Source organism: Methyloferula stellata AR4 (assembly GCF_000385335.1).
Classification (GTDB): domain Bacteria; phylum Pseudomonadota; class Alphaproteobacteria; order Rhizobiales; family Beijerinckiaceae; genus Methyloferula; species Methyloferula stellata.
Genome location: NZ_ARWA01000001.1, coordinates 3,852,299 through 3,875,431 on the forward strand (window position 1 = coordinate 3,852,299; position 23,133 = coordinate 3,875,431).

25 protein-coding genes are annotated in these 23,133 nt (G+C 57.9%); 1 reads left to right on the forward strand and 24 read right to left on the reverse strand.

Translation table 11 applies throughout. The annotated features are described in order from the left end of the window. Window positions 1–126: 126 nt before the first annotated feature. Window positions 127–2,418, forward strand: a complete 2,292-nt coding sequence (locus A3OQ_RS23790; protein WP_020177046.1) for a glycosyltransferase — start codon at window positions 127–129, stop codon at window positions 2,416–2,418. Window positions 2,419–2,482: 64 nt separating this feature from the next. On the opposite strand, the gene A3OQ_RS23795 is transcribed toward A3OQ_RS23790, so the two are convergent. The 24 genes from A3OQ_RS23795 to A3OQ_RS0119210 form a co-directional block, all read right to left on the reverse strand. Further along, complete coding sequence (locus A3OQ_RS23795) at window positions 2,483–3,967, reverse strand: hyaluronate lyase N-terminal domain-containing protein (RefSeq protein WP_020177047.1); 1,485 nt, start codon at window positions 3,965–3,967, stop codon at window positions 2,483–2,485. Window positions 3,968–4,034: 67 nt separating this feature from the next. Beyond that, window positions 4,035–6,242 carry a phage tail protein gene (locus tag A3OQ_RS0119100; protein WP_020177048.1) on the reverse strand — a complete coding sequence of 736 codons (2,208 nt, stop codon included), beginning with the start codon at window positions 6,240–6,242 and terminating at the stop codon, window positions 4,035–4,037. Beyond that, window positions 6,239–6,697, reverse strand: a complete 459-nt coding sequence (locus A3OQ_RS0119105) for a C40 family peptidase (protein ID WP_020177049.1) — start codon at window positions 6,695–6,697, stop codon at window positions 6,239–6,241. The genes A3OQ_RS0119100 and A3OQ_RS0119105 overlap by 4 nt, the downstream gene beginning before the upstream one ends. Window positions 6,698–6,708: 11 nt before the next feature. Further along, a complete protein-coding gene (locus A3OQ_RS0119110) occupies window positions 6,709–7,575 on the reverse strand; it encodes a DUF2163 domain-containing protein (protein WP_020177050.1) in 867 nt (288 codons plus the stop codon). Further along, window positions 7,572–8,183, reverse strand: coding sequence for a DUF2460 domain-containing protein (locus A3OQ_RS0119115; protein ID WP_152428532.1), 612 nt, complete (start codon window positions 8,181–8,183; stop codon window positions 7,572–7,574). Before A3OQ_RS0119115 ends, A3OQ_RS0119110 begins: the two co-directional genes overlap by 4 nt. A gap of 109 nt (window positions 8,184–8,292) precedes the next feature. Continuing rightward, complete coding sequence (locus tag A3OQ_RS0119120; protein WP_020177052.1) at window positions 8,293–10,563, reverse strand: baseplate megatron protein TIM-barrel domain-containing protein; 2,271 nt, start codon at window positions 10,561–10,563, stop codon at window positions 8,293–8,295. Further along, window positions 10,564–11,811 carry a hypothetical protein gene (locus A3OQ_RS0119125; protein WP_020177053.1) on the reverse strand — a complete coding sequence of 416 codons (1,248 nt, stop codon included), beginning with the start codon at window positions 11,809–11,811 and terminating at the stop codon, window positions 10,564–10,566. Window positions 11,812–11,833: 22 nt separating this feature from the next. Next, a complete protein-coding gene (locus tag A3OQ_RS0119130; protein WP_020177054.1) occupies window positions 11,834–12,061 on the reverse strand; it encodes a hypothetical protein in 228 nt (75 codons plus the stop codon). Window positions 12,062–12,123: 62 nt separating this feature from the next. After that, entirely contained in the window at window positions 12,124–12,429 is a 306-nt protein-coding gene (locus A3OQ_RS0119135; protein WP_020177055.1) for a hypothetical protein, read from the reverse strand. Further along, window positions 12,429–13,166: a hypothetical protein gene (locus A3OQ_RS0119140; protein WP_020177056.1), complete on the reverse strand. Its 738-nt coding sequence runs from the start codon at window positions 13,164–13,166 to the stop codon at window positions 12,429–12,431. Before A3OQ_RS0119140 ends, A3OQ_RS0119135 begins: the two co-directional genes overlap by 1 nt. Before the next feature lie 31 nt (window positions 13,167–13,197). Beyond that, window positions 13,198–13,644, reverse strand: coding sequence for a hypothetical protein (locus A3OQ_RS0119145; RefSeq protein WP_020177057.1), 447 nt, complete (start codon window positions 13,642–13,644; stop codon window positions 13,198–13,200). 17 nt (window positions 13,645–13,661) lie between these two features. Next, window positions 13,662–14,096: a hypothetical protein gene (locus tag A3OQ_RS23065; RefSeq protein WP_020177058.1), complete on the reverse strand. Its 435-nt coding sequence runs from the start codon at window positions 14,094–14,096 to the stop codon at window positions 13,662–13,664. Then, the gene (locus tag A3OQ_RS0119160; protein WP_244427193.1) at window positions 14,093–14,938 is read right to left on the reverse strand and encodes a phage head-tail connector protein; all 846 of its coding nucleotides are present in this window, start codon (window positions 14,936–14,938) and stop codon (window positions 14,093–14,095) included. The genes A3OQ_RS23065 and A3OQ_RS0119160 overlap by 4 nt, the downstream gene beginning before the upstream one ends. Next, a complete protein-coding gene (locus tag A3OQ_RS0119165; RefSeq protein ID WP_020177060.1) occupies window positions 14,922–15,269 on the reverse strand; it encodes a hypothetical protein in 348 nt (115 codons plus the stop codon). The genes A3OQ_RS0119160 and A3OQ_RS0119165 overlap by 17 nt, the downstream gene beginning before the upstream one ends. Window positions 15,270–15,281: 12 nt before the next feature. Continuing rightward, entirely contained in the window at window positions 15,282–16,814 is a 1,533-nt protein-coding gene (locus tag A3OQ_RS0119170; protein ID WP_020177061.1) for a hypothetical protein, read from the reverse strand. 279 nt (window positions 16,815–17,093) lie between these two features. Continuing rightward, on the reverse strand, window positions 17,094–17,966 hold the full coding sequence (locus A3OQ_RS24935) for a hypothetical protein (protein WP_200860012.1): 873 nt from the start codon (window positions 17,964–17,966) through the stop codon (window positions 17,094–17,096). A 96-nt stretch (window positions 17,967–18,062) separates the two neighbouring features. After that, window positions 18,063–18,425, reverse strand: a complete 363-nt coding sequence (locus A3OQ_RS0119180) for a DUF2019 domain-containing protein (RefSeq protein ID WP_152428533.1) — start codon at window positions 18,423–18,425, stop codon at window positions 18,063–18,065. A 34-nt stretch (window positions 18,426–18,459) separates the two neighbouring features. Beyond that, window positions 18,460–18,828 (reverse strand): DUF2019 domain-containing protein, encoded by a 369-nt coding sequence (locus A3OQ_RS0119185; protein ID WP_020177064.1) that lies wholly within the window; start codon window positions 18,826–18,828, stop codon window positions 18,460–18,462. Then, window positions 18,825–19,937: a hypothetical protein gene (locus A3OQ_RS23800; protein ID WP_152428534.1), complete on the reverse strand. Its 1,113-nt coding sequence runs from the start codon at window positions 19,935–19,937 to the stop codon at window positions 18,825–18,827. The genes A3OQ_RS0119185 and A3OQ_RS23800 overlap by 4 nt, the downstream gene beginning before the upstream one ends. 74 nt (window positions 19,938–20,011) lie before the next feature. Continuing rightward, on the reverse strand, window positions 20,012–21,376 hold the full coding sequence (locus A3OQ_RS0119195) for a phage portal protein (RefSeq protein ID WP_020177066.1): 1,365 nt from the start codon (window positions 21,374–21,376) through the stop codon (window positions 20,012–20,014). 119 nt (window positions 21,377–21,495) lie between these two features. Beyond that, complete coding sequence (locus A3OQ_RS0119200) at window positions 21,496–21,804, reverse strand: barstar family protein (RefSeq protein WP_244427195.1); 309 nt, start codon at window positions 21,802–21,804, stop codon at window positions 21,496–21,498. 26 nt (window positions 21,805–21,830) lie between these two features. Beyond that, a complete protein-coding gene (locus A3OQ_RS0119205; protein WP_152428535.1) occupies window positions 21,831–22,139 on the reverse strand; it encodes a barstar family protein in 309 nt (102 codons plus the stop codon). A gap of 6 nt (window positions 22,140–22,145) precedes the next feature. Beyond that, window positions 22,146–22,298 carry a hypothetical protein gene (locus A3OQ_RS25375; protein ID WP_425280307.1) on the reverse strand — a complete coding sequence of 51 codons (153 nt, stop codon included), beginning with the start codon at window positions 22,296–22,298 and terminating at the stop codon, window positions 22,146–22,148. Between the two features lie 43 nt (window positions 22,299–22,341). After that, window positions 22,342–23,103, reverse strand: coding sequence for a hypothetical protein (locus tag A3OQ_RS0119210; RefSeq protein WP_020177069.1), 762 nt, complete (start codon window positions 23,101–23,103; stop codon window positions 22,342–22,344). Window positions 23,104–23,133 lie beyond the last annotated feature (30 nt).

Below are 23,133 nucleotides of genomic sequence, written 5' to 3' on the forward strand. Positions count from 1 at the left end.
GATTTCTAAATCGGCCTTGGAAGATCGCATGAGGACCGATATGCAAGCTTGCATCAGCGAGATTAGACTTGAGCCCAATTGGCCGTTATTTAACGTTCAAACGCGTCGTTCGTTGGTGAGATCGTGATGCTGATCAGTACGATAATTCTTAACTGGAATCGCGCCTTATTACTCGAGCAGACGCTGCGCAGCTATGCCGCCACCGCGCGCGAGCCTTACGAGATCGTCGTTGTCGACAACGGCAGTACGGATAATTCTCGCACCGTCATTGAGAGCCTGCGCCACCTTATCCCTAAGCTGAAATCGATCTTCCTGCCTGAAAATCTCGGAGGCGAGGCTATCAACGTGGCTCTCGATAAAGCGGCGGGAGACCTCATACATATTAGCGAAAACGACCAGCTCTTCGGTGAAGGTTGGTCCGAACATGCCAGGCACGCTTTTCTCTGCTTCCCGGATTTGGGCCAATTGTCTCTCCATGGCATCTCTCCGCCCGATGAAGAGGCCTGGGCGATCAAATCGGCGCATCTCCGGTTTGCGAATGGCAAAATACTATATGAAGCGCAGGGCAATGTGGGGACGTCATCTATCATCAGATCGTCTCTGATCCGTGACGCTCATATTCGCATATATAATATTCCCACCGAACATCCGGACGCATTCAAATTCCCAGATGACGGGCGGCTGTCCGACGAGATCAAACAGACAGGATATTGGTGTGCGTGGTCCGAAAGATATTATGTCAGGAATCTAGGTCATGAACTGGAAGAGTTCGCACGTGACCCCGACTATTATCGGGAAAACTACCAATCGAAATCATGGCTCGGACTAGACGGCTGGCAAAAGCGGATCGCCACCGCGCAAGCGCGCCGCAATATAAGACGGCACTCGATCGTGTTCCCGCAAGCGCATGTTCAACCGGAAAAAACCCAGAGACAGGTCGCTACCAAGCCTGCACAATTCTGGTCCATGTTTGATGGATTCACTGCTGAAACAGAGGTGCTCGATTTTCTTTACGCGCTCATTCGCATGGTAAAGCCTGAAAACGCCATTGAGACCGGAACCTGGCTTGGACGGTCCGCAGCCGCAATCGCTTCAGGCATGCGAGACAATGGATTTGGCCGCCTTTTCACGATCGAACACAATGAGCAAACCGTTTCAATCGCCCGTCAGCTCATCGATAATGCCCAATTGAACACATTCGTCGAAATTCACATCGCGAACAGCTTGGAGTTCGATGCGGGGGAGACGCGTTTTCAATTTGCTTTGTTCGATTCTGAAATTTCGATTCGGGCCGAGGAATTCAGAAAGTTTTATGACCGTTTGGAACCGGGGGCGACGGTCGTGTTTCATGATACTGCCGAGCAACATCCAGGTTCGGCAGACAACGTTATCGACTTGAAGACAATGGGACTTCTCGAAGGCATGTTCTTCGAGACGCCGAGAGGTCTCTTTGTTGGACAAGTGCTGAAACCGGCACAACCAAAAATGGGCGGGGTGCTGCGTGGGCTTCCACGCGGCTTTTCCGCTGCATCGTACCTCGACGCCAATCCCGATCTGGCAGTTGGAGAGCTGGATGCAGCAGAGCACTATCGCACGGAAGGATGGCGTGACGGCCGAAAATTGGCGCCCGATTGGTCGCTTGACGGTAAAAGACTCGTACTTACCGTTACTCCTGGCCGAAGCGGTACCGGCTACCTCGCCGCCCTTGTGAATGCCATTCCGGGAATTGATGCCTTACATGAACCCGAGCCAAAATTTTCCGACGTGATGCGTCTAGCCCAACATGACCAAGGAGCTGCCAAAAGGTTTTGGCTTACCCAAAAGCTTCCGGCGATCCGGCGTAGCTCAGAAAATACATATGTCGAGACGAGTCATCTGGCGTGCAAGGGCTTCATCGAACCGCTTTTAGACAATCACCTGGTGCCGGACTTGATTATTCTTGAACGTGACCCGTTCCTGGTCGCAACCAGTCTTTATCTCTTGGACACAGTCCCTGCCCGAACCTCTTTAGGCGAGAAGTTTTTGCTGCGGCCAGATGATCCAAACGTTAGTCCGCTCGAAGGTTGGCAGGATCTACACGATTGGGCTCTTTGCTTTTGGTATTGTCGCGAGATCGAGCGCCGAATGAAAATTTACGCCAAGCTCGTAGAGCAGCATGGCGGCCGGGTCATCGCAACATCGATCGAAGCCCTGGCGACCCAAAAAGGTCTTCATGACATGACAGAATTCTTAGCAAGCAACGCCGCGCCGCTGCAAGATAGCGAAGTTCTGCAGCGGCAGACCGAGGTTGTTAATGAAAAGGCTGACCTGAAGATAAAATTGGCAATCGATAGCGAAATGATGCTTGATTTGGCTCGCGACGTTGACCGGCGCTTGAGTCATTCATCGCAATTCCAGATGCCTAAGGTTCCGGCCTGACGGCTACGGCACGCGTAGCCGACGTGAGATCGGCCTTCAAACCTTGGCGGCGCACTCGCCTCCCTCATCCCATCCGATACCAAGTTGTGCTGGCGAGATCGTAGATCATCGCAAAGGGAGTCGCCGGACCTATCGCCGACGGTGCACCGCTGATCGACTGGCCGGCGTTCGGCGAGACCGTTAAAGCCGTTACGGTCTGCGACGACAACACGCGCACGATATGTCCATCGATAGGCGCGGCGGGCATGATGACTGTTCCGGTAGCAAGCGTGCCGGCGGGAGTCAGCAGCAGCGTCGTGGATGAATTGCTTATCGTGATCGAGAACCCCGCCGCCGGAGTTTGGGCTGTTTTGCTTTGGTCGGCCTGGGCGCCTTGGAAGCCGATCTGACCCGTGCCGAATACTTCCAATCGAACCGTTAGAGTGGTCGTACCCGGCGCCGTCACGCCGATGGTGACGTTCGTTCCCTGTGCTGTATCGCTCCAATTCTCGGCGGCGGTAAACCGTACGGCTGCCTTGTTGGCTGATGAAAATGCTGTCGCGCCATATCCGCGCGCGCCGAACTGGCCGAGGAAATCACCCGATTGCAGCGCTGCTGGAGACGTTGGAGTACCGCGGGCATTTCGAAAGACGAGGTTCGCTACGTTCGGATTGGAGTTTCCACCGGCGTAATATTCGAACATGGCAGGTGCGATGCTGCCGCCTGATTGGGACGCATAAAGCGACGCTAATCCCCCAGGGGTATTGCCGGATATTCCATTGTTTATCATTGCGGCGGAGAGTGCTATTCCGAAATTCGCCGTGACGAGGCCTGATGAATTCGTAATATCGAGCGCGTCGTGCCAGGTCGTACCATCTGGCGAGACCTTGAAGTGAAAATTATCGTCGCCGCAAAGCCCGACTTGCGCGCGGCCTGAGAATCCATCTTCATAGATCGTCGACGCTGTGTTCGACGAAGCTGCCTTATTGATGGTGAAGTTGAAACTGCCGGCGCTGTTGAAGAGCGCGCTCGTGCCGAAGACCGAGAGCGGATTATTCGGATCGGCCGGCGTACCTATGCCGACCGGCGGCAGATTGCTCGTCGCTTGATCGATCACCGTCCATCTGCCGGCGCCATTGCTCTGCAAAGCCAGATAGCCATAGGCCATCGAAATGACGGCGCTCGTAGCACCATCGATCATATCCGAGCCCGCGCGGCCGATGGTGATCGTATCTGTCGCCGAACAGGACCCCGACTCGTCCAGGACGGTGAGCGCCGTCCCCGCCGGATAGGCGTTTGCGGCCGGCAAAGTCACGATGCGCGCCGCCGTGATCGCGCTATAGGCAATCGTGCGGTCAGATACGAGAGCGGTGTAATTGGCATCCGCGACGGCGGTCCGCGCATTGGTGATGACCTCAGAGAGCTTCGCCGTTGGCCAGCCCCCGGCTGTCACACCGTCGTGAACCTGGATGCGATTGTTCGTCGTGTCGACGGTAATCTCGCCGACCCTGCCGACAAAGGTCGAAAGGAAAGAGAAGGCTTCGCGAAGATGTTGAAGTCTGATGCTCATGCAAGCATGCTTCCTATTTTATCGCATTTTCGAGCGCAAAACCGGTATCCACTTTTGCTGAAAGTGCTCATGATGATGCAAGTCCGAGATCGATGAAATTCGGAAATGGATCGGAGGCGAAGCCGAAGTCGTCATATTCGGCCGGCGTTCCGCTCGCCAGGCCACAATCGACATTGGTGCCGACCGCGAGCGCTTGCGCGACAGGGCCAAGCAGGCTCGACCCGACCGGCTTGAAATCATAGGCCGTGCAATCGGCGAGCGATTGCACGGCATTGCCGAAGACATTGAAGCTCTGAAACTTCAGAAAAAAGCTTGTTCCGATATAGAGAATCGGCAGAGCATATTTGAAGATCGCATTGTCGAGACGCGTAAAGACCGCGCCGCTCGCATGAGAGGCCGGCGACGATCCATAGATGCCGCGGGCAAGACCCGTCAGCGCATAGGTGTTCGGTCCGGTGAGCGCCGCCGTCGTATAGGTCAGGAGTTCCTGATCGATGACGCAAAGCGTGACACCGTTTTCCGCGTCGCTTGTCGTGGCCGAATTCAAAACGCCGTTGCTCTCTGCCATATTCACGGCGAGCGCATCGACCATATCGATCGTACCGAACGGCGCCGCATTGGAAGTCTGACCAGACGACGATGCAAGCGGCGCCGCGAGAACGCCTTGCCGCGCCGGAGCCGCGACCGTTCCAATGGCCGTATAGGTCGTATTGTCTTTCGAGATCCAAATGACCGCGCCGCCCCAATTGGGATCGGCGACGCCGGACGTTCCACCGGACAGACCGATCCACACTTCCGCTTCGCCATTCGCCGTCAATGCCGCCGGCGGTTCCATAATCAAAGGCGGATTGACGGAAGCAGGCGCCATATTGCGATTGACGCTGTTCCCTCCGGAGGTTTGGACAGGATAGGTGGCGGCCGTCGCGGTACCGGCGGGAAACTCTTCCGCCGTTACGGCAAGAAGCCCGTTTTCATCCTCGTCGATTTCGATGATGCGCACCGCACTGTCGTAAAGCCCAAGGCCCGCGTCGGTGATCGTGACAAGATCCATCGGCTCGAGCAGGCAATATTCCCAAGAGAGCTTGAACGCATATGTGTTGCGAATATAAAGCCCACGCTGCAGGATGAGCTGGGCCGATGTCATCGCCACATTGGCATCGCAAATTTCATGCGCCGTCACCGTCGAGGCAATGCGCAGCCCATAAAGATCGATCGCATTTTGATCGAAGGCTGTAAGCGGCGTCGCGGCATAGGCATTCGAGCGGTCAAGGATCTCGATCGGCTGCATGTTATAGGCAGCATAGGGATCGGTCCGCGCGACCTGCACGGGATCGTCGCCATCCGTATAGATGAAATCATCATCGGTCAGATTGTAGACTGGGGTCAGATCCGGCGTGAAGGTCGCGCCATTGCCAGTGGCCGCCGCATCGCCATAGGGAATGAATTTGAGCTTGCCTCCCGACCAGATCGCCGCCGTGTTCGTGAGCTGGAGCCAGCGTGCCAAAATGCTGTTCGCCGCTTCCTGATTTGTCAGCATTGGTGAGAGCGCTATGCCGGTGGTCCGGCAATAGGCCTGATAGCTGGCTGCGCCGCTGAACAATGTTGTCGCATCAATGCCGGCCGATGGAAATCCGACTCCATATTGCGCATTGGTCAGAAAGTCCTGGATGATCTGCGCCGGGTCGCCATCGCTCAGGCCGGAAACGCCGGTCGATCCGCTTAAGACGCCGAAAATCTCGACATTGGTGATATCGAGCGAGCCGCTGGACCCTAAGTTGTAATTGGGTGCCGCGAGATAGGCGAGACCGGGGTAAGCGATGGCTTGGTCCGCGTGCTTACTCGATAAATAGCCCCAGATGCTTTGCGGCACCGTGCCGCTGAACAAGGACATGGACGCGTCCTTGACGGCCGCGTTCGACAAAGCGGCTGCGATCGAGTTAATCGGCGGGTTGACCGTCGATAGCGAATAGCTGCTCTGGCCCTTCCAGATCGTCCCGATCGCGCTGATCGGCCCTTCACAGAGACCCATGATGATGGCGATCACATAAAGATAGCCATTCATCTGCAGGCTCGAGCCGCCACCGCCCTTACCGCTGCTCGGCGTAGACGTATATTGCGGGATCGAAGTGAAATCGGCTTCCCAGACGATATTCGGAGCGAGAACATTCTGTCCGTAGGCGATCGGAACCGGCAGCGCATTGCTGGAGGTCTGGATCTGAAGACCTGTGTAGCTCGGCTGGACCGTTGGTGCCGGGCTCGAATGCGACCCGCTCATGGATGCGATACCCGCCAATAAGAGAAGAACTTCAATTTGCGTTTTGGCGACGAAAGGTCGAGATTTTGCGCCAAAGCCTCTTCGACAACGCAGCGTGCGGGAAGATAGGCATGAACGAAGGTCAAAGGCCGCGGGAGCGTGATGATCCCTCCGTGGCTGTAACAGCGGCCGTAGCGAAACACGACAATGTCGCCTGCTTGCGGGTCTTCGACCTCGCAGCACCGATCGAAGACAAAGCCGAGATAGCGCTCTTCGCTTCTGTGCAAATGCCAATCCGGCGTATAGGGCCGCGGGTCGAAGGACGCGCAAAGCCCGGTATCGACGAAGACACGCACGATCAGCATGCCGCAATCGATGCCCGCGCCGCGCACGTCGGCCGCGTGATGATAGGGCGTGCCGATCCATCGTCGCGCCTCGGCGATGACGGCGCCGCGCTGTTCTTGCTCTTGGTTCATGAAAGCTGAACTCAATAGGCCGCGGTCGGCGGCGGCACGAAAGGAAAGCCGCGAAAATTGCCGAGATTATTGAATTGCGACCGGCAGGTCGACAATGTGTGATCGCAGCCTTGAAAGGCTGTGAAGGCGTCGCCGGTTGCGGGCACATTGGGCAAGGCCGAACTCAGCACAAGCGCGCCCGGCGAAGCCGATTTGATATTGGCCGAGACGCCGGCATTGACGCCGGACGAAAATAAAATCGTGCCCTGCGCAAAGACGGAAGCGGACGATCCCCAATTGATCTCTATCGCTGTGGAGCTAGAGCCGACCGTTCCATTCGATCCGAACGCGTTCTTCACAAGCCTGCAGCCCGAATCATAAAGAACATGCACGCATTGCGGCGAATAGAGATTGCGCGGCATATTGAGGTCGAGCAAGACGAGGTCGGAATTGACGGTGATTTGCGCCGTCGTGCGTCCGACCGAGTCGATCGTCCCGACACGTCCCTTGAACAGGATCACGCTGCCGACGGGCGCCGCGGTCCAGCTCGTCAGGAAGGCTTTCTCGCGCTGTATCTCGCATCCATCGAAGACGCCATTACGAATCGCTTCCAAAAACGGCACGCCGTCGATCGTGTCCACCGGCCTGGCGCCGATCGTGATCTGCTGCTGATCGACGTCGAGGCCGACGGCACATTTGAATCTGAGGCCATCGACGAGAACGGAATTACTCAGATAGGTATAACCGTTGAGCAGGATCGGCACATCGGCATTGGTGTAGGTCAGGATCAGGCCGGTGCGCAAACTGAACGTGTAGCAATCCGCCATCAGCACTTGCGCATCGCGTGCCGCCCGTGTCGCGTTGAGCAGATTGACGAGCGCCGTCGAAGCAGCTCTCATGGTTTCACGCTCCGAAACTTCAATGCGTTGACCTTCCAAAGCCCATTCATGAAATTTTCGAAATCTTCCTGGTCATCGATAAAGCGGCAGACGAAGGCATAGGAAAAATCGGCCGTGATCGCGACGCCGGATCCTGGCGCCGTGGTGAAGGTGAGCGTGTTCGGTTGAACCAGGCTCCAGCCGCTCGCTTGCCCGGTTCCGTTCAAATAGATCTGCGCGACTGAGGCCACCCAAGAGACCGGCTCCGTAAAAGCGCCAAGCGTGCGTCGAAACGCAAAACCTTCCGTTGCACCATCACCGACGCCGATGACCTGGCCCGTCACCGCGTTGTCGGATGGGTCGCTATAGAGAAAAGTGCCATATTGGCCTTGGCATTGCAGATAGAAACCCATGAGGCTCTGCAAGGAATGATCGGTGAGGCCGGCATACGATACACCTGACGACAATCCGTCATAGGTCAGCTCGAATTCATAGAGCGTATCGGCATAGAGCGGGCTGCGGACTTCGCGGCCGGACACATGGCTTACGACCCGCGTCGAAAAGGTCGGACGCTTATGCACCGACCAGCTTTGGCCAGGTAGAATAGGAAAGGAAGGCGGCGCCGTCATGGGATGCAAGTCCAAGATAGATGAGAAGAACCGTCGGGCCGGATGCGATCCCGCAACCAGCCTCGCGGCCGGATAGGATTTGCGCAAACGTCTGGCAGAGGAAGCTCGGCTAACCTGTTTTGACCGATCGGAGCTTCACGGATTGCAGCGTGAACAAACGGGTCATGAATTCTTCGAGATCCTGCTGATCATTTTCGAAGCGGCACAAAAATGTCTCGCCCGCGGCAAAACATGAGGCTACAGGCGAGGCAAAAATAAAAGCACCGTTTCGTCCCTGCTGCGCGTCGAAGAAGGCGATGATCGCTTGCAAATCCTGCGTGATATCCTCGCGCAAGACGTCGAAGCTGAGTTCGATCTCATAGAGCGGCGTGGACATTTTGGCTGTCCGGCTTTGCCGCCCGGAGACATGCTCGGCCACGCCCGTGGCAAAGCCCGGCCGATAGTGGATCGACCAGCCCTGCCCGCCGAGAGCCGGAAAGACCGAGTAGCTCGTTGTCACCGGTACGGCGTCCGGCACCGGCGGCACGAGATAAGGCCCCTTTCCGTCGAGCCATTGTCCGGCGCGCCAATTGCCGGCATCGCCCCAGACATCACCGCGGACCGGAAAGGCGGGAAACGGCCGCGCGTCCCAGTTCCAAACCGACATGAATGCCGGCTCGATCATCTTCACGTCCGTCGCGGACACGGCGTTGTGACCGTCCGTGATCCAATATTCATAGATCGCCTGCAAAGCGAGAAGCTGGATCTCTTCATCCTGGCGCGGCCTGAAGCCGCCCCCCGCCTGCGGGTCCCAAATCGACCAATAAGGCGTGAAGCTTTCGCTCGATTTCGGATCAAAGAAAACATTCGGCTGGTTTGGGCCGCGATCGCAGGACGGAAAACCATATTCCGCGAATGTGATCGGCTTCGATTGCGCGATCCATTCGGTCGGTGGACCATGCGGCGCGAAGCCCTGCCCGTCGGCGGCGTCATAGATCGCCTGATGCGGATTGTTCCACCACCAGCGCAATTGCTTATTCGCCAACAATTGCTGATTGGCGAAATATGGCTGACGATTTTGCGCGAGCCTGTCGCCTTCCGGCAGCGAAACGCGCAAATCCGATCCATAGGGATCGAAGCCCAATCCATCATTGGCGCTGTCGGCATAGAACCAATTGAATTTTTCGCCGCCTTCGATGTTGGCCTTGAGATAGGGCTTCGAATAGATCGTCGGCTGACCGGAAAGCCCCAGGGCGTTCATCGTGCTCGCGGAAGGCGGCCAAGCCGCCGCGTCCGGCGCCGGATCGCTCCAATGGATCACGTCGAGCCCGCCTGTGCCCGTCGTCCAATCGGAGAGCGGCAGATAATTGTCGATCGAGATGAGGTCGATATTGTCATGCGCATAGAGCTGATCGAGATGCGGCCATTGCCCGTTCTCGCCTGGATGCTGAAAGCCCATCCAATCCGACCAATCGGCCGAATAGGAAATGAGGTTGTGAAGGCCGGTCGGATCCTTGACGAGGCCCGCACTGTCGAAGATCGTCCGCACATCGTCGGAAAGCTGCATAAGCCCGGCGACAAAGGGATAGTCCCATATGACCTTACCGTCGCCGCCTGTCGTGCCCGCCTTGGTCCAGCCTGGCCCACGGATCGCTTCGAGGCCGCGCAACTCCGAGCCGAGCAGGAAAAGATCGACGCCCCCCGCGACAACGCAAAGATTGGCATAATGCAAGATCATGCGGCGGAAGGAATAATCCGTCGTCGGGCCCGAATAGGCGACGGTGAGATTGGTCGCATCGCGCGCAAATTGCGCTGGCGTCGCCGATCCGAGGAAGGCACTCACCGCCGCCGTGGCGCCGCTTGAAACGTCAGCGCCCGTATAAGTGATCCGGCCGCGCCAGGGAAATCCCGCGGCCGTCATCAAGATGAATGGATAGAAGACGACGCGAAACCCGCGCGTCTTCAAGTCCTGGATGCAACGAACGATCGATTGATCGGATGGTGTCCCGCCATAGACGAAGGATGAGCCGTTCTGCGGAATCGGACTAAGGCCGGCCGAAAACTGCGTCAGTCCCGAGCAGCGCCAAAGATCGCTGCCGCCTACAGCCTTTTGAAATGAGCCCCCGATGTAAGTGGTCGACGGATAGATCTGACAGGCGGAGACATCGAGAGAATTACCGAACCAGGCGACGACGAGCGCCACGGTTTCGCAGTCTGGAAACTGCGCCTGAAGCTGATCGAGCGCGATCGCGTAATCCGTGACCGTGCCACCGCCAGCGGAAGCGTAGAGATTGATCGGCTGGAGGCCCGCGGAGCCAACGCGCTGACCGAGATAGGCGACGGTGTCATAGGTAAATTCTCCGGTTGACGGGAGAAGATTGATGCCTTTGATAAACGACATTCAGGCTTGCAGCTTCTTCAAGCCCAGATGCGTGCCAAGACGCACGCCTTCGTTGATCGTGCGCAGGATCTCCTTGCCATTGCCTCTGATCCAGCGTTTCACATCGCCTGAGTCCAGCGCCGAAATATTGAAATGCGTGGCGTGATTGACGGTCACGCTGGAGGATCCGCCGCCGCCGACCGCATTGGCCATCAGTGATTGCGCCCAGGGCGTTTGCGCGGCAGGCACGATCATCTCACCTTGATGGACTTGCGCGATCATATCGGAGGGCAATTGCCATGCGCCCGTATCGAAGCTTGCCATGGCTGCGACAGTGGCTTCTCCCGCCGCAGCCGGTCCAGCGGCCGCCGGGCCCATGAGCGGCGACAGGAAGCCGAAGATCCCCGCGAAAGCCTCTTTCGACGACGCTAGAATCTGCGAAATCATGCTGCTGAAATTGGCCGTCTGGGCCGCGGCCGCGCCGGCGCCTTCAACGCTCGTGCGCGCGGTGACGCCCGCGGTCGTGGCGGCCGTCTCTGCGGCTTCCGCTGCGTGGGTTGCTGCGACTTTCGTCGCCTGTCCGGCGAGCCAATCGGCGACCATCCGGATACGCGCCTGAATGAAGCTCTGCACGATCGAAAGAGCGACATTCTGCACGGCCTGCTGCAACGTCTGATGGCCCCGGATCATTTGCATGATCGAATTCGAGATGCTCGACCCGACTTGATCGAATGTCCGGCGGTAATCATTATAGATCTCGCGATTGACGCTGGTCTCGATCTGCTGGCGGCGCAAGGCGCTTTGGCTTTCGAGCTCTTCGATCTTGCGCTGCGCGTCAGCAAAGGCGCTCGTGCCTTGCTCGTAAGTCGCCCGTACCGCGGTCAGATAGCGCGTTTCGATCTCTTCGCGTTGCTGTTCGAGCGCGAGAAGGCTTGTCAGCTCCTGCTCATGCGAGATCTGCGACGTCTGCGCCTGTTCACGAACGGATGATTCTTGCTCTTTGACGCCGTTCAAAGCGATATCATATTGCTCGCGCGCATTGACCCGCGCGATCGCGAGCACTTCATCGCCCGAGGCGCGCGCCGCATTGGCCCGCTGCGTCAGGCTGTTTGAAAAGGCCTGACCGAGCGAATCAAACGCAGATGAGACCTGCGCCGCGCCACCGCGCAATGTCGTGCTGCCAGATTGAATAGCGGAATTCGCCTGTTGTATCCCGCTTTGCAGATCGGAAATATCGGCCGTAAACCGGATCGTGACGTCATCAGCCATGGAGATTTATTCTGCTTTCAATTTAGGATGCATGTACTTTTCCATCTGGAAAGCGCGCAATCAGGCCGCCTATACCGCTTGGGTCGTGACCGCCGATCGATGGCTTTGACGCGGGTTTGCGCTCAATGCCGTAGGCAAGCTTCAGGATTTCGTGCGCCGGCGGAAAGTCGCGCCAATAGGAAAACAGCGCCTGAATGTCGAAGAGGGTCATGTCGTCGATATCGGCCGGCGTGAAGCCGCAGGAGGTCATCAGCCGGGCGTAGAGAAAGTCGAAATCTATGCGGATGGATCCTTTTGCAGAATCGCATCCGCTCAGGCTTCCCCCAAACTGTGCGATGCTCCGGCTCCCGTTTCGATAAAGCCGCCGAGCCGCAGGACGCTTGTCATCGCCGCGGCGATCTCCGTGGCCGTCGCCTCGATCTCGGCCAAAGATTCGGCTGCCGAGGCATGATCCCGCGACAGCGCGATCGAGACGATGGCGATCGCCGCCGCTACATTGCCTGTCTTGTCCTGCGTTGCCATCAGGATCGGCTCGATCGCCTGGACCTGAGCCAAAGTGAGAGGGCGGATGCGCCATTCATGCGCACCGAGATGGATCACTTCCGGTTGCGGACGCATTACGAAGCCTCCGCGAAGGACCAGGTCATGATATTGCCGGCGGAATCGGCAAAACACGAGAAATCGAATTCCGGCATGGTGAAGTCTTCGAGTTTCGTCTGAAAGCTCAATTTGCTCGACACGCAATTATTGAGTTTCAACGAAACGGCTTGGCCTTGGAAGGTCGTATAGAAGAGCGCCTGGAATGTCGGCGTCGTGCCGAGCAGCGGATTGGTGATTGCGAGCTTCTGGCCGCTGCCGGTCACGCCATAAGTGTAGCTGATCAGCACGGCCTTTCCCGCATCCGCCGAAGCAAATGTATAGACGCCGGCGGCGACGGAATATTGCCCGCTAGCGGGCGAAGACGCGACCTTGGTCAGCGGCAATCCGGTCGCGGCATAGGTGACGCCATCATCATCGGCCGCGGTCGCGGAATTCACCACCGTGACGGTGTAAGGCGAGCTCGCGGGGACCGAGCCCGCTTCTGCGAAAGAGGTCGCAAGCTGCCCCGAAGACGGCGTCACGCCATAAAAAAGATTCGCGAAGGCGAGGCCGGAGATTCGAGCGACCTTCGCCTTGCCTGTGGTTTTGACCGTGCCGCGTGCAGCGACAAGCGGATATTGATATTGGCCATAGACCTCTTTGACGCTTGCGCTTTCCTCGATTGTCACTTCCTGCACGAGGCCGAAATTGACGGGCGTCGCCTCGGCAATATCGGTGCGCGTACCGATCAATATGCCAGAACCGAATGTATACATGGATTCAGATCTCCTTCATGCGAGAGGCCTATCAAGGCAGGATCATTTTGACGGGCACGATCATCACGGCATCTCCATCAAGATCGCCCGGATCTTTCATGAGCTTGCCGTCGATGCGGCAATGCGAGACGAGACCGCCGAGCGTCTTGCGTCCGGTGAGCAGATCATCACCCGAAAGAGCAAAGGCGGCGTCAAGCGCATCCATCACCTCGTTCAAGAGCGATGCGCCGTTCACATTGGGGTCTTTGGCATTGAGATAGATAAAGACCTTGGGCTCGATGACGCGTTTGGCGATTGCGCCTTGGCTCCAGGAGTAGGTCTCGAAACCGCCTTCGAAGATGAAACAGGCGGGCCGGTTGGCCATGGACACATCGGTCCAAAGTTTCAAGCGGCGCAGCGGCCCTGTCGTCCAATCGTAAGAAGACGCAAGAAGGTTCGCGAGCGCTTCGAGAGCATCGTCGCGCGTGGTCACTGACATGGCGTTTTCCTGGTATTTTAGGTTTGCGTCAGCGCGTCGAGGACGGATTGCTTCAAATCCGCCGTGATCGCGTCCTGCATGTCGGCCAGCGCATGCGCGAGATAGCCATGCGCCGGGATGAGCGAGCCAGGATGATGCACGCTTTTCGCGAAGACCGTGCCGCCGCCTCCCGCGAAAGCCAGGGCTTTCGCCTTGACCGCGATAATGTCATGCGCGGCGGTCTTGCCGCCATATTCCTGAATGGCGGCATAGGGCACGCCTTCGCTTGACACGAAGCCTTCGACATCCGTGCCATCCTCATTCGTGCCCGAGACGAGCGACGCCGCCAAACGTCCAGAGCGCTGATTTAAAATCGCGCCGGATAGATTGTCTTTGACGCGGGCTTGCAATTGCTGCGCGAGATCCACGACGCGGTCCGCAAGAACCCGCTCTATGGCATCAACATCGATCATGGCATCACCACCCGGCGATAGGGTTGCAAGATGCAGGCGACGAACTCCGGTATGTCTTTTACGATAAAGCTGACCGTCTCTTGTCCGCCCAAGGACTTCGATGCCTGCCCGATGCGGGCATGATAGACGTAGCGCTCCGCCGCCCATTCCTTGGCGGCAAGCGCGAGATCGTGCGGGATATAACCATAGGTCAAAGTGACGGCGGCACCCGCATCGCCCGTGGCGAATGTATAGAGCCCGGCTGAGACGGCATATTGCCCGGCGCTCGGATTGGATGCGACGGACGTGAGGAAAGAGCCGTCGGCATAGGCCACGCCGCCGTCACTCGCAAAAGCGCCGTAAGGCGCCTGAGCCGCGATTGTGAAAGGCGCCGCGGAGGGGATGGCCGCGGCCTCATTGGCTACCTGATAGCCTGCAAAATAGGAGATGATGACGTTTTGCAGGCCTTGATTGAAAAGCCCGTAACGCAGCGAGAGACGTTGCATGCGGCCAGGCGGCGTGGCATCGACGGAATCCAGAATATAGCCTCTTTGCGCCGGTGCGCCTGAGACAAGCGGCGGCGCGGCCGGCATCGCCACGCCGTCGACAACGCAGGAGGCGATCGCATTGACAGGCCAATAGCGCAGCATCACCGACGTATCATTGCCGCCGTCGATGATATCCGTATAGGTTGTCGGCAGGATCGACGGGCGATCGAGGAAGGTCAGGATCGCGCGGCTGACCTGTGAAACGAGAAGCGACAGAAGATCGTCATCTTGTGTCCCTTCGACGCCGAGCCAGGTCTTCAGATCGGCCAATGTCACGAGATCGAATGAAGACGCCATGTCATTGCGGTCCTTCATTTGCACGCCGCGCCAGCGCCCGCAGCTCGTCATTGGTGACAGGGAGCGTCACGCCGACACCCTTCGCCTTCAAGAAGGCAAAGAGGCCGCGGCGATTGAGCCCTTCGATTTCGTCGCCCGGCGAATCGTGCTTTTCGGACGACAGCTCTGTGTGAGGAAGCCGTGGAGGCGCGTCGCACCTCGCCTCAGCCTCGCTCAGCGGTAGGAAGCCATGCGCGCGCAGCGCATGCGCGGCAGGATCTTCGACAATGACGCAGCCTTCGGTGTCGATCTCGATTCGCTCGCCGCCATGCGAGGCCGCGCCGCAACCTGGTGGAGCACGAAGCTTCATGACGCGAGCTCCTCAACCGTTGCCGATATTGGTGATCATTGCGAGAGACGGCGGGAAGTAGTTCTGCAGCACTTCATCTGCATAGATGCCATATTCATAACGGCGCGACCGCAGCGGCCATTCGATCTGGTAATAATCCTGTCGCGTGCGGATCTGCATGACGTTGCCGACGCCGGCCAAAGGATAGGGCAGCATTCTCGTCGTCATCAGCAAAGTGCCGGCCGGCATATTGGGATGCACCTTGATGTCGAGCACACTGCCGCCCTGCATCGAGAAGCGGTTGAGATAGGTGCGCACCATGATGCCGCCGCCGACAAGATCCTGCGCCGTTTCGAACACGAAGCGCTGCGCCGCCGTCGCCGACCCCGCGATGATCTTTTTCGAGATGTTCAGCGCCTCTTGCGAGCTGACCCAGATCGTGTCTGGAGACAGGCGATATGTGTCCCACATGGTTTTCAAGACGGCATCGATCTCGACGATGCCGCCGGCCGAGTCCGAGGTAAGCGGCGTGCCCGCGCCGGCGCTTCCCGGCGCCATTGTATAGACAGTAGCGCCGGAGCCGGACTTCGCGGCCTGATAGATTAGGCCGTCGAAGGCCAGCGCGTTTTGCGAATTATCCGACGTGCCGAGCGAGGCCGCCGTCTGCGTTCCCGCCGCCGCCGCGGTAATGACGAGCGAATCGATCGTCGTGATCGCGCCCAGCACTTCCGAGCCGGCCGCGCCCCAGAACCAGGCATAGCCCAAAGCGCCCGTTACGGCCGCGACCGTCGCCTTGAGACTATGCGTGGCATTGCCGTCATTGGCGGTGGTGATCGCCGCATTATTGGATTTCTTCGCGGCGCCGCCGCCGAACGTATCCGACGATCCATCGGCATTGCTGCGCGTGATCTGGCCCTGGATGCCGCCCGTCAAAGTCGCGTTCATGATGCCATCATGCGTCAGCGCGACGCAGATCACGCTATAGGCCGTATTGGCTGAAAGCGTGCCGCCGGTTCCGACATCGCTGAGCGTCGGCGTCGGCGTCGTGCCGAGCGCGGAAGACCCATTCCCGCCGAGGATCATGGCTTCTTCGCCGAGCATCAAGGCTTCGAGCCCGGTCTTGGCGCCAATCGCACGGATATCGTCAAAACCCTGGCCGGCATATTGCGCCTCGAAATCGACGCTGGTTTCGATGCCGATGCCTTTATAGGTCGCGGTATAATCCTGCGTTGCGACCGCGAGCACGCCGCCGCGATTGGCAGACGACACGCCAAAGCGCAGACCCGACGTATTGATCGCGGTGATCGCGCGCCAGGCCGCCTGTATGCCACCCTTGCCCGACACACGCGGGATCATGTTGCGCAGCGGCGTCAGCACCGGATAGAGAAATTTCGCGCCGAGATCGAGATCGTAAAAGGTGAGGCCGGAGGTCGCGCTGGCGGATTCGGTGAAGGTGCTCTTCTCGAGACCGAGCAGGCCTCTGAACCGCGGATCGCCGAGCGGCTTTTGCTGAGCTGTTTTCAGCCGGTCTAGAACGTCATTATCGGCTGTCTGGTTGATCATCATGTGTTGCTCCTAAAAGCGAGTGCCAAAAGAAAAACGGCCGGACATGAGTCCGGCCGCAGCGCGTTAGAGTGAATGAAGGATTTCCAAGGTCCGGGCTGAACGGCATAGGTCGTATTGAAACGACAATAGCCGAGCGCTCTCCTTCTCCCCTTGCGGGAGAAGGTGGCTTGCGAAGCAAGCCGGATGAGGGGGGTGGAGTGACCCCTCACCCGGTCAGCTCCGCTGACCACCCTCTCCCGCAAGGGGAGAGGGTCGGCTCATGGTGAATTAGGTCTGGGCCTAAAGTGTCCGTCCTCGCCTTTGCGCGAGCTTGATCGCGAGCAGCGACAGAGCTTGCGGGTCGGCGAGCATTTTTTCGATGGCGTCGCTTTCATCGCTATCGAAGCGGCCGTCTTCCTGTTTCGAAATGGTCCGCGTGCGCCCCGAGAGCGGCAGTGGCAAGGGCTGGTCTTCGATCTTCTTCACTCGCGCCAGAACATCGGCGAGCATGGAGGACAAAGCATCGAAGCGCTTTTCGAGCGCGTGATGATCCGCATGCGCCATTTTCTGCGGCGCGCTCTCACATGTCGCGCCAAGCTCGACCGATGTGTCGTGCATGGCCTGGATACGCGCGAGATCGGCCTCGCTGTTGCGGGCGCCGAGCTTCGAGACCTCAGGCGTGAAGCCGCGCCATTCGCGCGTGCCATCACCTTTGATCATTTCGAAATGCGCCTGCGGCAGGCAGGGCAGATCGACCAGTGAGATTTCGCTCGGCGCGGCGGTATAGCGCGTCAACCCATCCGCATCCATCCAGCGGCGCACGTAAGTGCCGCCTTGCGAGAAGCCGGTATAGACGCCCTCCTGGACTTTGCGCCATTCCTCATCATCGACAACCTTGGCGCAAATCTCGATCTGCTTCTCGTCATCGTTGAAGGTGAGCGCCGTCACTTTGCCGGCGGCGACGGCGCCATGCATGGCGCGCAGATTGCCGAGCGATTTGCCGCCGGAGGATTGCGCAATCTCGTCCGACCATTTTTCATAATGCGGCTTGGTCGATTCATAGTCGCAGATCTCGCCGCTGCGATCCGCGATCTCGGCTGTGGCCAGGCCATAGACGAGCCGCTGCATCGCATCGACTTTTGTGATGGGTATGAACATGCCGAAGTGAGACATGAAGGCTCCTGTTGGTTTGAATTTTGGGCACAAAAAAACCGCCGCGCGGACGCTTGGCGGTGGTCATCGTGGGATGATACTCAGAAAATCGCGGCATCAGCTCGGTTTGAAAAAACCGCTGTCAAGAAGCCGAATCGTCTCTTTCGCATCAGCGGCTTGTGGCATCCATCCGGTTTTACTAATGGCTTCTATGACACGGCGAGCTTCCACCGGAGCAACAATGAGCGTTGCCATTGCAGCTTGCAGTTTAACCTGCATGTTTTCGTGATCATAAAGCTTGGTCAAAGAAGCACGAGATCCACGGCGACTCAGCTCAGCTCGAATTGCCAGCATTAGCGGATATAGTTTCTTGAACTTGAATATCCGCTCCTTGAATATGGCGTCGTCCTGTTCGAGAGCGTTTTTCTCGAAAAGCGCGACCAGATCGCCTACAGACATACCTTTAAGCGCCGCTTTCACCGTTTAGCCCCGCCCCAAGTCGAACAAAGCGAAATCAAGTCGGCTTAAATATACCTTCGTCTAAAGCCCAAAGGCACATCCCCGCATCGCCCGCTTGCGGCATCCAGCCGCTTTTGGCAATAGATTCGATGACGTGGCGAGCTTCTTTCGGAGCTACTGCCAAAGTCTCCCTCGCCGCTTGCAACTTAACCTGCATGTTGGGATGTTCGTAGAGCTTTAACAGGCCCAAACGCGCCTCAACACCTCGGTTTTCCAGTTCCGCCTCGACTTCCATTTGTTGCTTAAAAAGTTTATTGAATTTTGATATTTTTTCTTCAAACAAGGCTTGGTCTTCCTCAATACAAATTTCGGCAAAATGCTGCACGAGTGCCTCGTTAGACATATCTGCCAGCCTGGGTTTCATGGCTTAAGGACCCCAAATTTGATGAGAGCTTGAATGCCGACCTTGTCGCGTTTATCCCAATCTTTACCGCGAAGATATTCGCGCGGCGACAGACCGCCAAAATCTTTATTCCCGGTCTGATACCAACCAGTGATTTCGCGATGCTTCATCGCCGGAATTCTAACAAGATTGCTTCTCGCATCAATCTCTTCTCGAGAGAAGCCATCATCTTCTGCCCCTTTCTGCTCGACGATGTGATGAATCTCATAGCCTGGCTTTGGATCGTCAACTGCATCCTGAAGCTCTTTTAACATCTTCGGTTCATCCAGGGACGCTTTTATCTTATCGCTATAATAATCCGGCTTGCCATTCAGCCATTGGATTGCTTCCACGGTAAGAAGGAGATTATGGACTTCGATTTTCTCGCCAAGTTCGAGCGCTGCCTGCGCCCATCTCGAAATCTCCTTCACGGCCGCATAAGCTAAACGGCCCAGTGGCCTCACATTTGAGATTTTAAAACGCCAAACGGAGCGTCCCGTCTGTAGTGGTTCAGCCGCGTCCGGCAGCTCCGTCGAGAAGCCGCCCGATTCTGTGCCAGGTGCAAAGCGCCCGCCCTGGCTATCCGGCGCGCCTCGCTGCCAGCGCGGATGCTTTGCTTCATCCCATGGACCGCCCCCACCCTTCGCCAGTGTGCGCGCCGCCTCAACATGGTCTTTGAAGAGCAAGCAATGCAGAGCGATGTCCCGCACGTTCCACGTTCGCGGTCCAGCGTGGACCGGCAGGTTCATTGCTGCCATGCCGAGTTCACCTGCAACGACTTTCATCAATACCGCGCCGTCGGCGGATAAAGCGGTCAGCTTCAGCGCATCGAGTATGTGCTGCGCTTTGACCGCATCGCCCATCGTCAGAACGCGAGCGGCGCGAGAGACCGTCGAGAGACTATCCACGTAAAGCGCATCCGGGCCATGCAGGCGCGTGATCCAGAAGTTGATTATCTCGCCAGCAATCGGCACGATCTCCGTGCCACGCCGAATCGTGAGCGGAATGCCAGGCCACACCCAAACCACGCCGTTACATGCAACGAGCGTGCGGATGCGATCTCGCGTCCCACAAAAGGGAAGAGAGTTCATTCAGATCTCGATTTATGAGATTTACTTGCCGCCTAAGCAGCTTGGGCATTCACCGGCCAATGGCCCATACGCGCCTATTCGCGCGATGTCGCGACGTTCGGCAGCGCCACATAGCCCGTGCCTGTCAGCGCCATCGGCGTGTCGGCGGCGGGCTCATTCAGCGGCGCGTGGCCGAGGATGGCGCGGGCCTCGTTGATCGTGAGAATGCCATTGGATGTGTAGCCGGTCAGGATCGCTTCCTGCACCGCCGGATCGAGCTCTGGGTCCGACTGCCAGGCGAATTCGAGATCGGGCGCATCGAACTCCGTCGCGATCACATCGTCGATGAGTCCTTTCACCCAACCCAACACTGGCAGAAGGCCTTCTTCTTCCGAAAGCTCTTTTTGCGTTTCCGCCGTGGCGCGATTGTTCTGCTGCACGAGGCCTTGCGGTGAGATCGAAAAGGCAAAGCAAATGACCCGCGCCAGCCATTCGTCGAAGGGCCCCGTCAGCGACGGCTCCTTCGTCTGCAAAAAGGTTTTGGCGACGCCGCCCGGCACGAATTTGGCCTTGCGGCGGCGGCCGAGATCGCCGTCGAAATAGGCGTCCCAATATTTCTGATAGGTCGCGATCTGATCCGGCGTCCAATTCTCCGGCACGCCGATGAGACTGTCTGGAATATTGCCCTCGGTGAAATAATCGAGCAGGAAAATCTGCCGCCGCAAGGCGATATTGACGGTCGTCACGATCTGCTCGACCGGGCCGAAGCCGTAGACGCGATTGGTCCTGATGTTGCGCGGCCGGTAGATCAAATCCGTCGTCGTGTAATCGACAGCGGGATAGCCCTTGAGGATCTGCTGATAGGCGGCAGGATAGATCGCCTGCCCGCCTTCTATATAAGGCTGCGGCGTGCGGCCCCAATCGTCGATGACGGGCTTGATGGTCGCGCCATCGAGCGGCAGCAGCGCCTTCAGCCGTCCGCCGCGATCACGCTGCATGTAGAGCGCTGGCGCGTCGATGACGAAGAGATCTTCGAGGATCAGCCGCAGCCAGTCGGTAAAGCCGTGCTGGCCGTCGGGGCGCCGGAAGAAGGACGTGATCGCAGCGACGCGATCGGCATCCATTGTTCGATTGGCTTTCTTATCGCGTTTGCGAATGTGCCAGCAGAGCCGCGCGACCTGATCCTTGCGCGTCTCGATGACGAGCCGCAACAGATCGTAACTGTCGGCCAAGCCGCGCAGCATGTTGAAGGAGATCGGCTCATAGGGGCGCGCGATCGTGGTGAGGTTGTAGCCAGCCGGATAATCCCATTGTCGGCCGGCGACTTCCGGCGGCGCCAAGGGCTTCATCGGCTCGAGCGGGCCGAACCAGTCGGCGCCCAGGCCGGAGGAGCCATAGCTCACATAAAGATCGGTCGGCGAGAGCGTCCAGCTTCTCTGCCCGGCAGCGCGGTCGGTCATGGATGAGGTCTCTTGCTATTTGTGTGGGCAGCCGAGTGCAGCCACGTCCTGCGCCGCTGGCCGCTCAAAGATCGCGTGACGGCTCTTCTTTGCGATGACGCGACGCATATGCGCCGCGCTTAGTCTATGATTTCGAAGTCCACAATGATGTCACGGCCTTTGCGGGTCCGAAAATCGGCTCGGCCTCTCGCAAGGGCAGCTTTGGCGTCCTCGACCGCTTCGGCGACATCGCTTGGCGCCTGCCGCAGATTACGTACAACAAATTTATAGGGTGGATCGATCTCATTGATGCCACCCCAAATCATCGAATCGACCAAAGCGTTTACACTGTCACCATGCCATTCTGGTGCGCCGAGCGCGCCCAAAAGCGCGACATAAAAATCTTCCCACGTTTTCCAATTCGTAGCATCGAGTTCTATCACGCGCATGGGCATCTCGGTCCAAACAAGACGGGTTAATCTAGGATTTCGAATTCCACGACGACATCATAGTTCTTGCGGGCTTGAAAATCGGCTCTGCCTTTGGCCAATCCATGCTTCACCCAATTAAGTTCATTGGCGACGTCTCTAGGTAGATCCCGAACATTACGGACAATAATTCGGTAGGGTGGATCAATTTGATTTATTTCGCCCCAAATCATCGAATCGACCAACGCATTGACACTGTCGCCATGCCATTCCGGCGCGCCAAGCTCAGGTAAAAGCGCGGCATAAAAATCGCCTACCGTTTTCCAATTCGCAGCATTGAGTTCAATCACACGCACGGTACCTCACTTATTAGGGACTAGCGGCGCCGCACGATAAAAGCTTCTGTAATGGGTGTTCGTATAATACACGAAGCCCGATACATTATCTATGATCAGTCGTGAGTTGCCGCGTCCGCGAGCGCCCGAGGGAACCGTATAGGACGTGTAACCTCCCACGCTTGGTGGCAATATGGCGCCAGTTATGTGGTGCGGCCGGTTCTCATACGGGTGAGGTCCTAGGGCTGCTATCTCGGATGCAATTCCCTTCTCGAGTATTCAGCGTATCCGCGATAGCCTCAAGCTCTCCGGGAGAAGGAAACCCATTTAATCCTTTCGGATCAAGCAGGTTTTCTCCTTCGAGTGGGACCTCCGCAGCTCCTAGTGGCTTGATAGGTTCATCATCGGCTATGGGCTGAAGTCGCGCAATGCCTGCCTCATCTCCCGGAGCAAACCACCCGCCCTGACTGTCCGCCGCGCCCGCCGGCCAGCGCGGATGTTTGGCTGGATCGAAGACCGGGATCGCACCTTTCGCCAAAGGACGCGAAGCAAGCAGCGCCTCCTTGAAGAAGACGATGTGTTGAGCAATATCTCGGGCATCCCATGTCCGTGGCCCGTCATGAATCGGCAGGTTCAAAGCATCGACAACAAGTTCGCCTGCGACGGCCTTCATCAAACCCGCGCCGTCGCGCGACAGCGCGAAGAGACCAAGCCTGTCGAGCGCATCTTGCGCTTTGGCGGCATTCCCCTGCGTCAGAAGTGATGAGGCGCGGAACATTGCCGACGGAATGTCTTTATAAAGCGCCTCCGGCCCATGGAGCCGCGTGATCCAGAAGCGCATGACTTCATCCGAAACCGGAACGATCTCACCGCCGCCGCCACGCTTGAGCGTGAGAAGAATGCCCGGCCAAATCCAGATCGCGCCATCTTGGGCAACAAGCGTGCGAGATCGCTCCAGCGCTCCGAGAGAGGCAAGTGATGGCATTCAACGTCCTCAAAGGAGCTAAAAGAGAGA

Excerpts from the sequence above, each read along its gene's own strand:
- A3OQ_RS23790 (WP_020177046.1), top strand. The coding sequence starts at position 127 with ATGCTGATCAGTACGATAATTCTTAACTGGAATCGCGCCTTATTACTC.
- A3OQ_RS23795 (WP_020177047.1), bottom strand. The coding sequence starts at position 3,967 with ATGAGCATCAGACTTCAACATCTTCGCGAAGCCTTCTCTTTCCTTTCG.
- A3OQ_RS0119100 (WP_020177048.1), bottom strand. The coding sequence starts at position 6,242 with ATGAGCGGGTCGCATTCGAGCCCGGCACCAACGGTCCAGCCGAGCTAC.
- A3OQ_RS0119105 (WP_020177049.1), bottom strand. The coding sequence starts at position 6,697 with ATGAACCAAGAGCAAGAACAGCGCGGCGCCGTCATCGCCGAGGCGCGA.
- A3OQ_RS0119110 (WP_020177050.1), bottom strand. The coding sequence starts at position 7,575 with ATGAGAGCTGCTTCGACGGCGCTCGTCAATCTGCTCAACGCGACACGG.
- A3OQ_RS0119115 (WP_152428532.1), bottom strand. The coding sequence starts at position 8,183 with ATGACGGCGCCGCCTTCCTTTCCTATTCTACCTGGCCAAAGCTGGTCG.
- A3OQ_RS0119120 (WP_020177052.1), bottom strand. The coding sequence starts at position 10,563 with ATGTCGTTTATCAAAGGCATCAATCTTCTCCCGTCAACCGGAGAATTT.
- A3OQ_RS0119125 (WP_020177053.1), bottom strand. The coding sequence starts at position 11,811 with ATGGCTGATGACGTCACGATCCGGTTTACGGCCGATATTTCCGATCTG.
- A3OQ_RS0119130 (WP_020177054.1), bottom strand. The coding sequence starts at position 12,061 with ATGACCTCCTGCGGCTTCACGCCGGCCGATATCGACGACATGACCCTC.
- A3OQ_RS0119135 (WP_020177055.1), bottom strand. The coding sequence starts at position 12,429 with ATGCGTCCGCAACCGGAAGTGATCCATCTCGGTGCGCATGAATGGCGC.
- A3OQ_RS0119140 (WP_020177056.1), bottom strand. The coding sequence starts at position 13,166 with ATGTATACATTCGGTTCTGGCATATTGATCGGTACGCGCACCGATATT.
- A3OQ_RS0119145 (WP_020177057.1), bottom strand. The coding sequence starts at position 13,644 with ATGTCAGTGACCACGCGCGACGATGCTCTCGAAGCGCTCGCGAACCTT.
- A3OQ_RS23065 (WP_020177058.1), bottom strand. The coding sequence starts at position 14,096 with ATGATCGATGTTGATGCCATAGAGCGGGTTCTTGCGGACCGCGTCGTG.
- A3OQ_RS0119160 (WP_244427193.1), bottom strand. The coding sequence starts at position 14,938 with ATGAAGGACCGCAATGACATGGCGTCTTCATTCGATCTCGTGACATTG.
- A3OQ_RS0119165 (WP_020177060.1), bottom strand. The coding sequence starts at position 15,269 with ATGAAGCTTCGTGCTCCACCAGGTTGCGGCGCGGCCTCGCATGGCGGC.
- A3OQ_RS0119170 (WP_020177061.1), bottom strand. The coding sequence starts at position 16,814 with ATGATGATCAACCAGACAGCCGATAATGACGTTCTAGACCGGCTGAAA.
- A3OQ_RS24935 (WP_200860012.1), bottom strand. The coding sequence starts at position 17,966 with ATGTCTCACTTCGGCATGTTCATACCCATCACAAAAGTCGATGCGATG.
- A3OQ_RS0119185 (WP_020177064.1), bottom strand. The coding sequence starts at position 18,828 with ATGAAACCCAGGCTGGCAGATATGTCTAACGAGGCACTCGTGCAGCAT.
- A3OQ_RS23800 (WP_152428534.1), bottom strand. The coding sequence starts at position 19,937 with ATGAACTCTCTTCCCTTTTGTGGGACGCGAGATCGCATCCGCACGCTC.
- A3OQ_RS0119195 (WP_020177066.1), bottom strand. The coding sequence starts at position 21,376 with ATGACCGACCGCGCTGCCGGGCAGAGAAGCTGGACGCTCTCGCCGACC.
- A3OQ_RS0119200 (WP_244427195.1), bottom strand. The coding sequence starts at position 21,804 with ATGCGCGTGATAGAACTCGATGCTACGAATTGGAAAACGTGGGAAGAT.
- A3OQ_RS0119210 (WP_020177069.1), bottom strand. The coding sequence starts at position 23,103 with ATGCCATCACTTGCCTCTCTCGGAGCGCTGGAGCGATCTCGCACGCTT.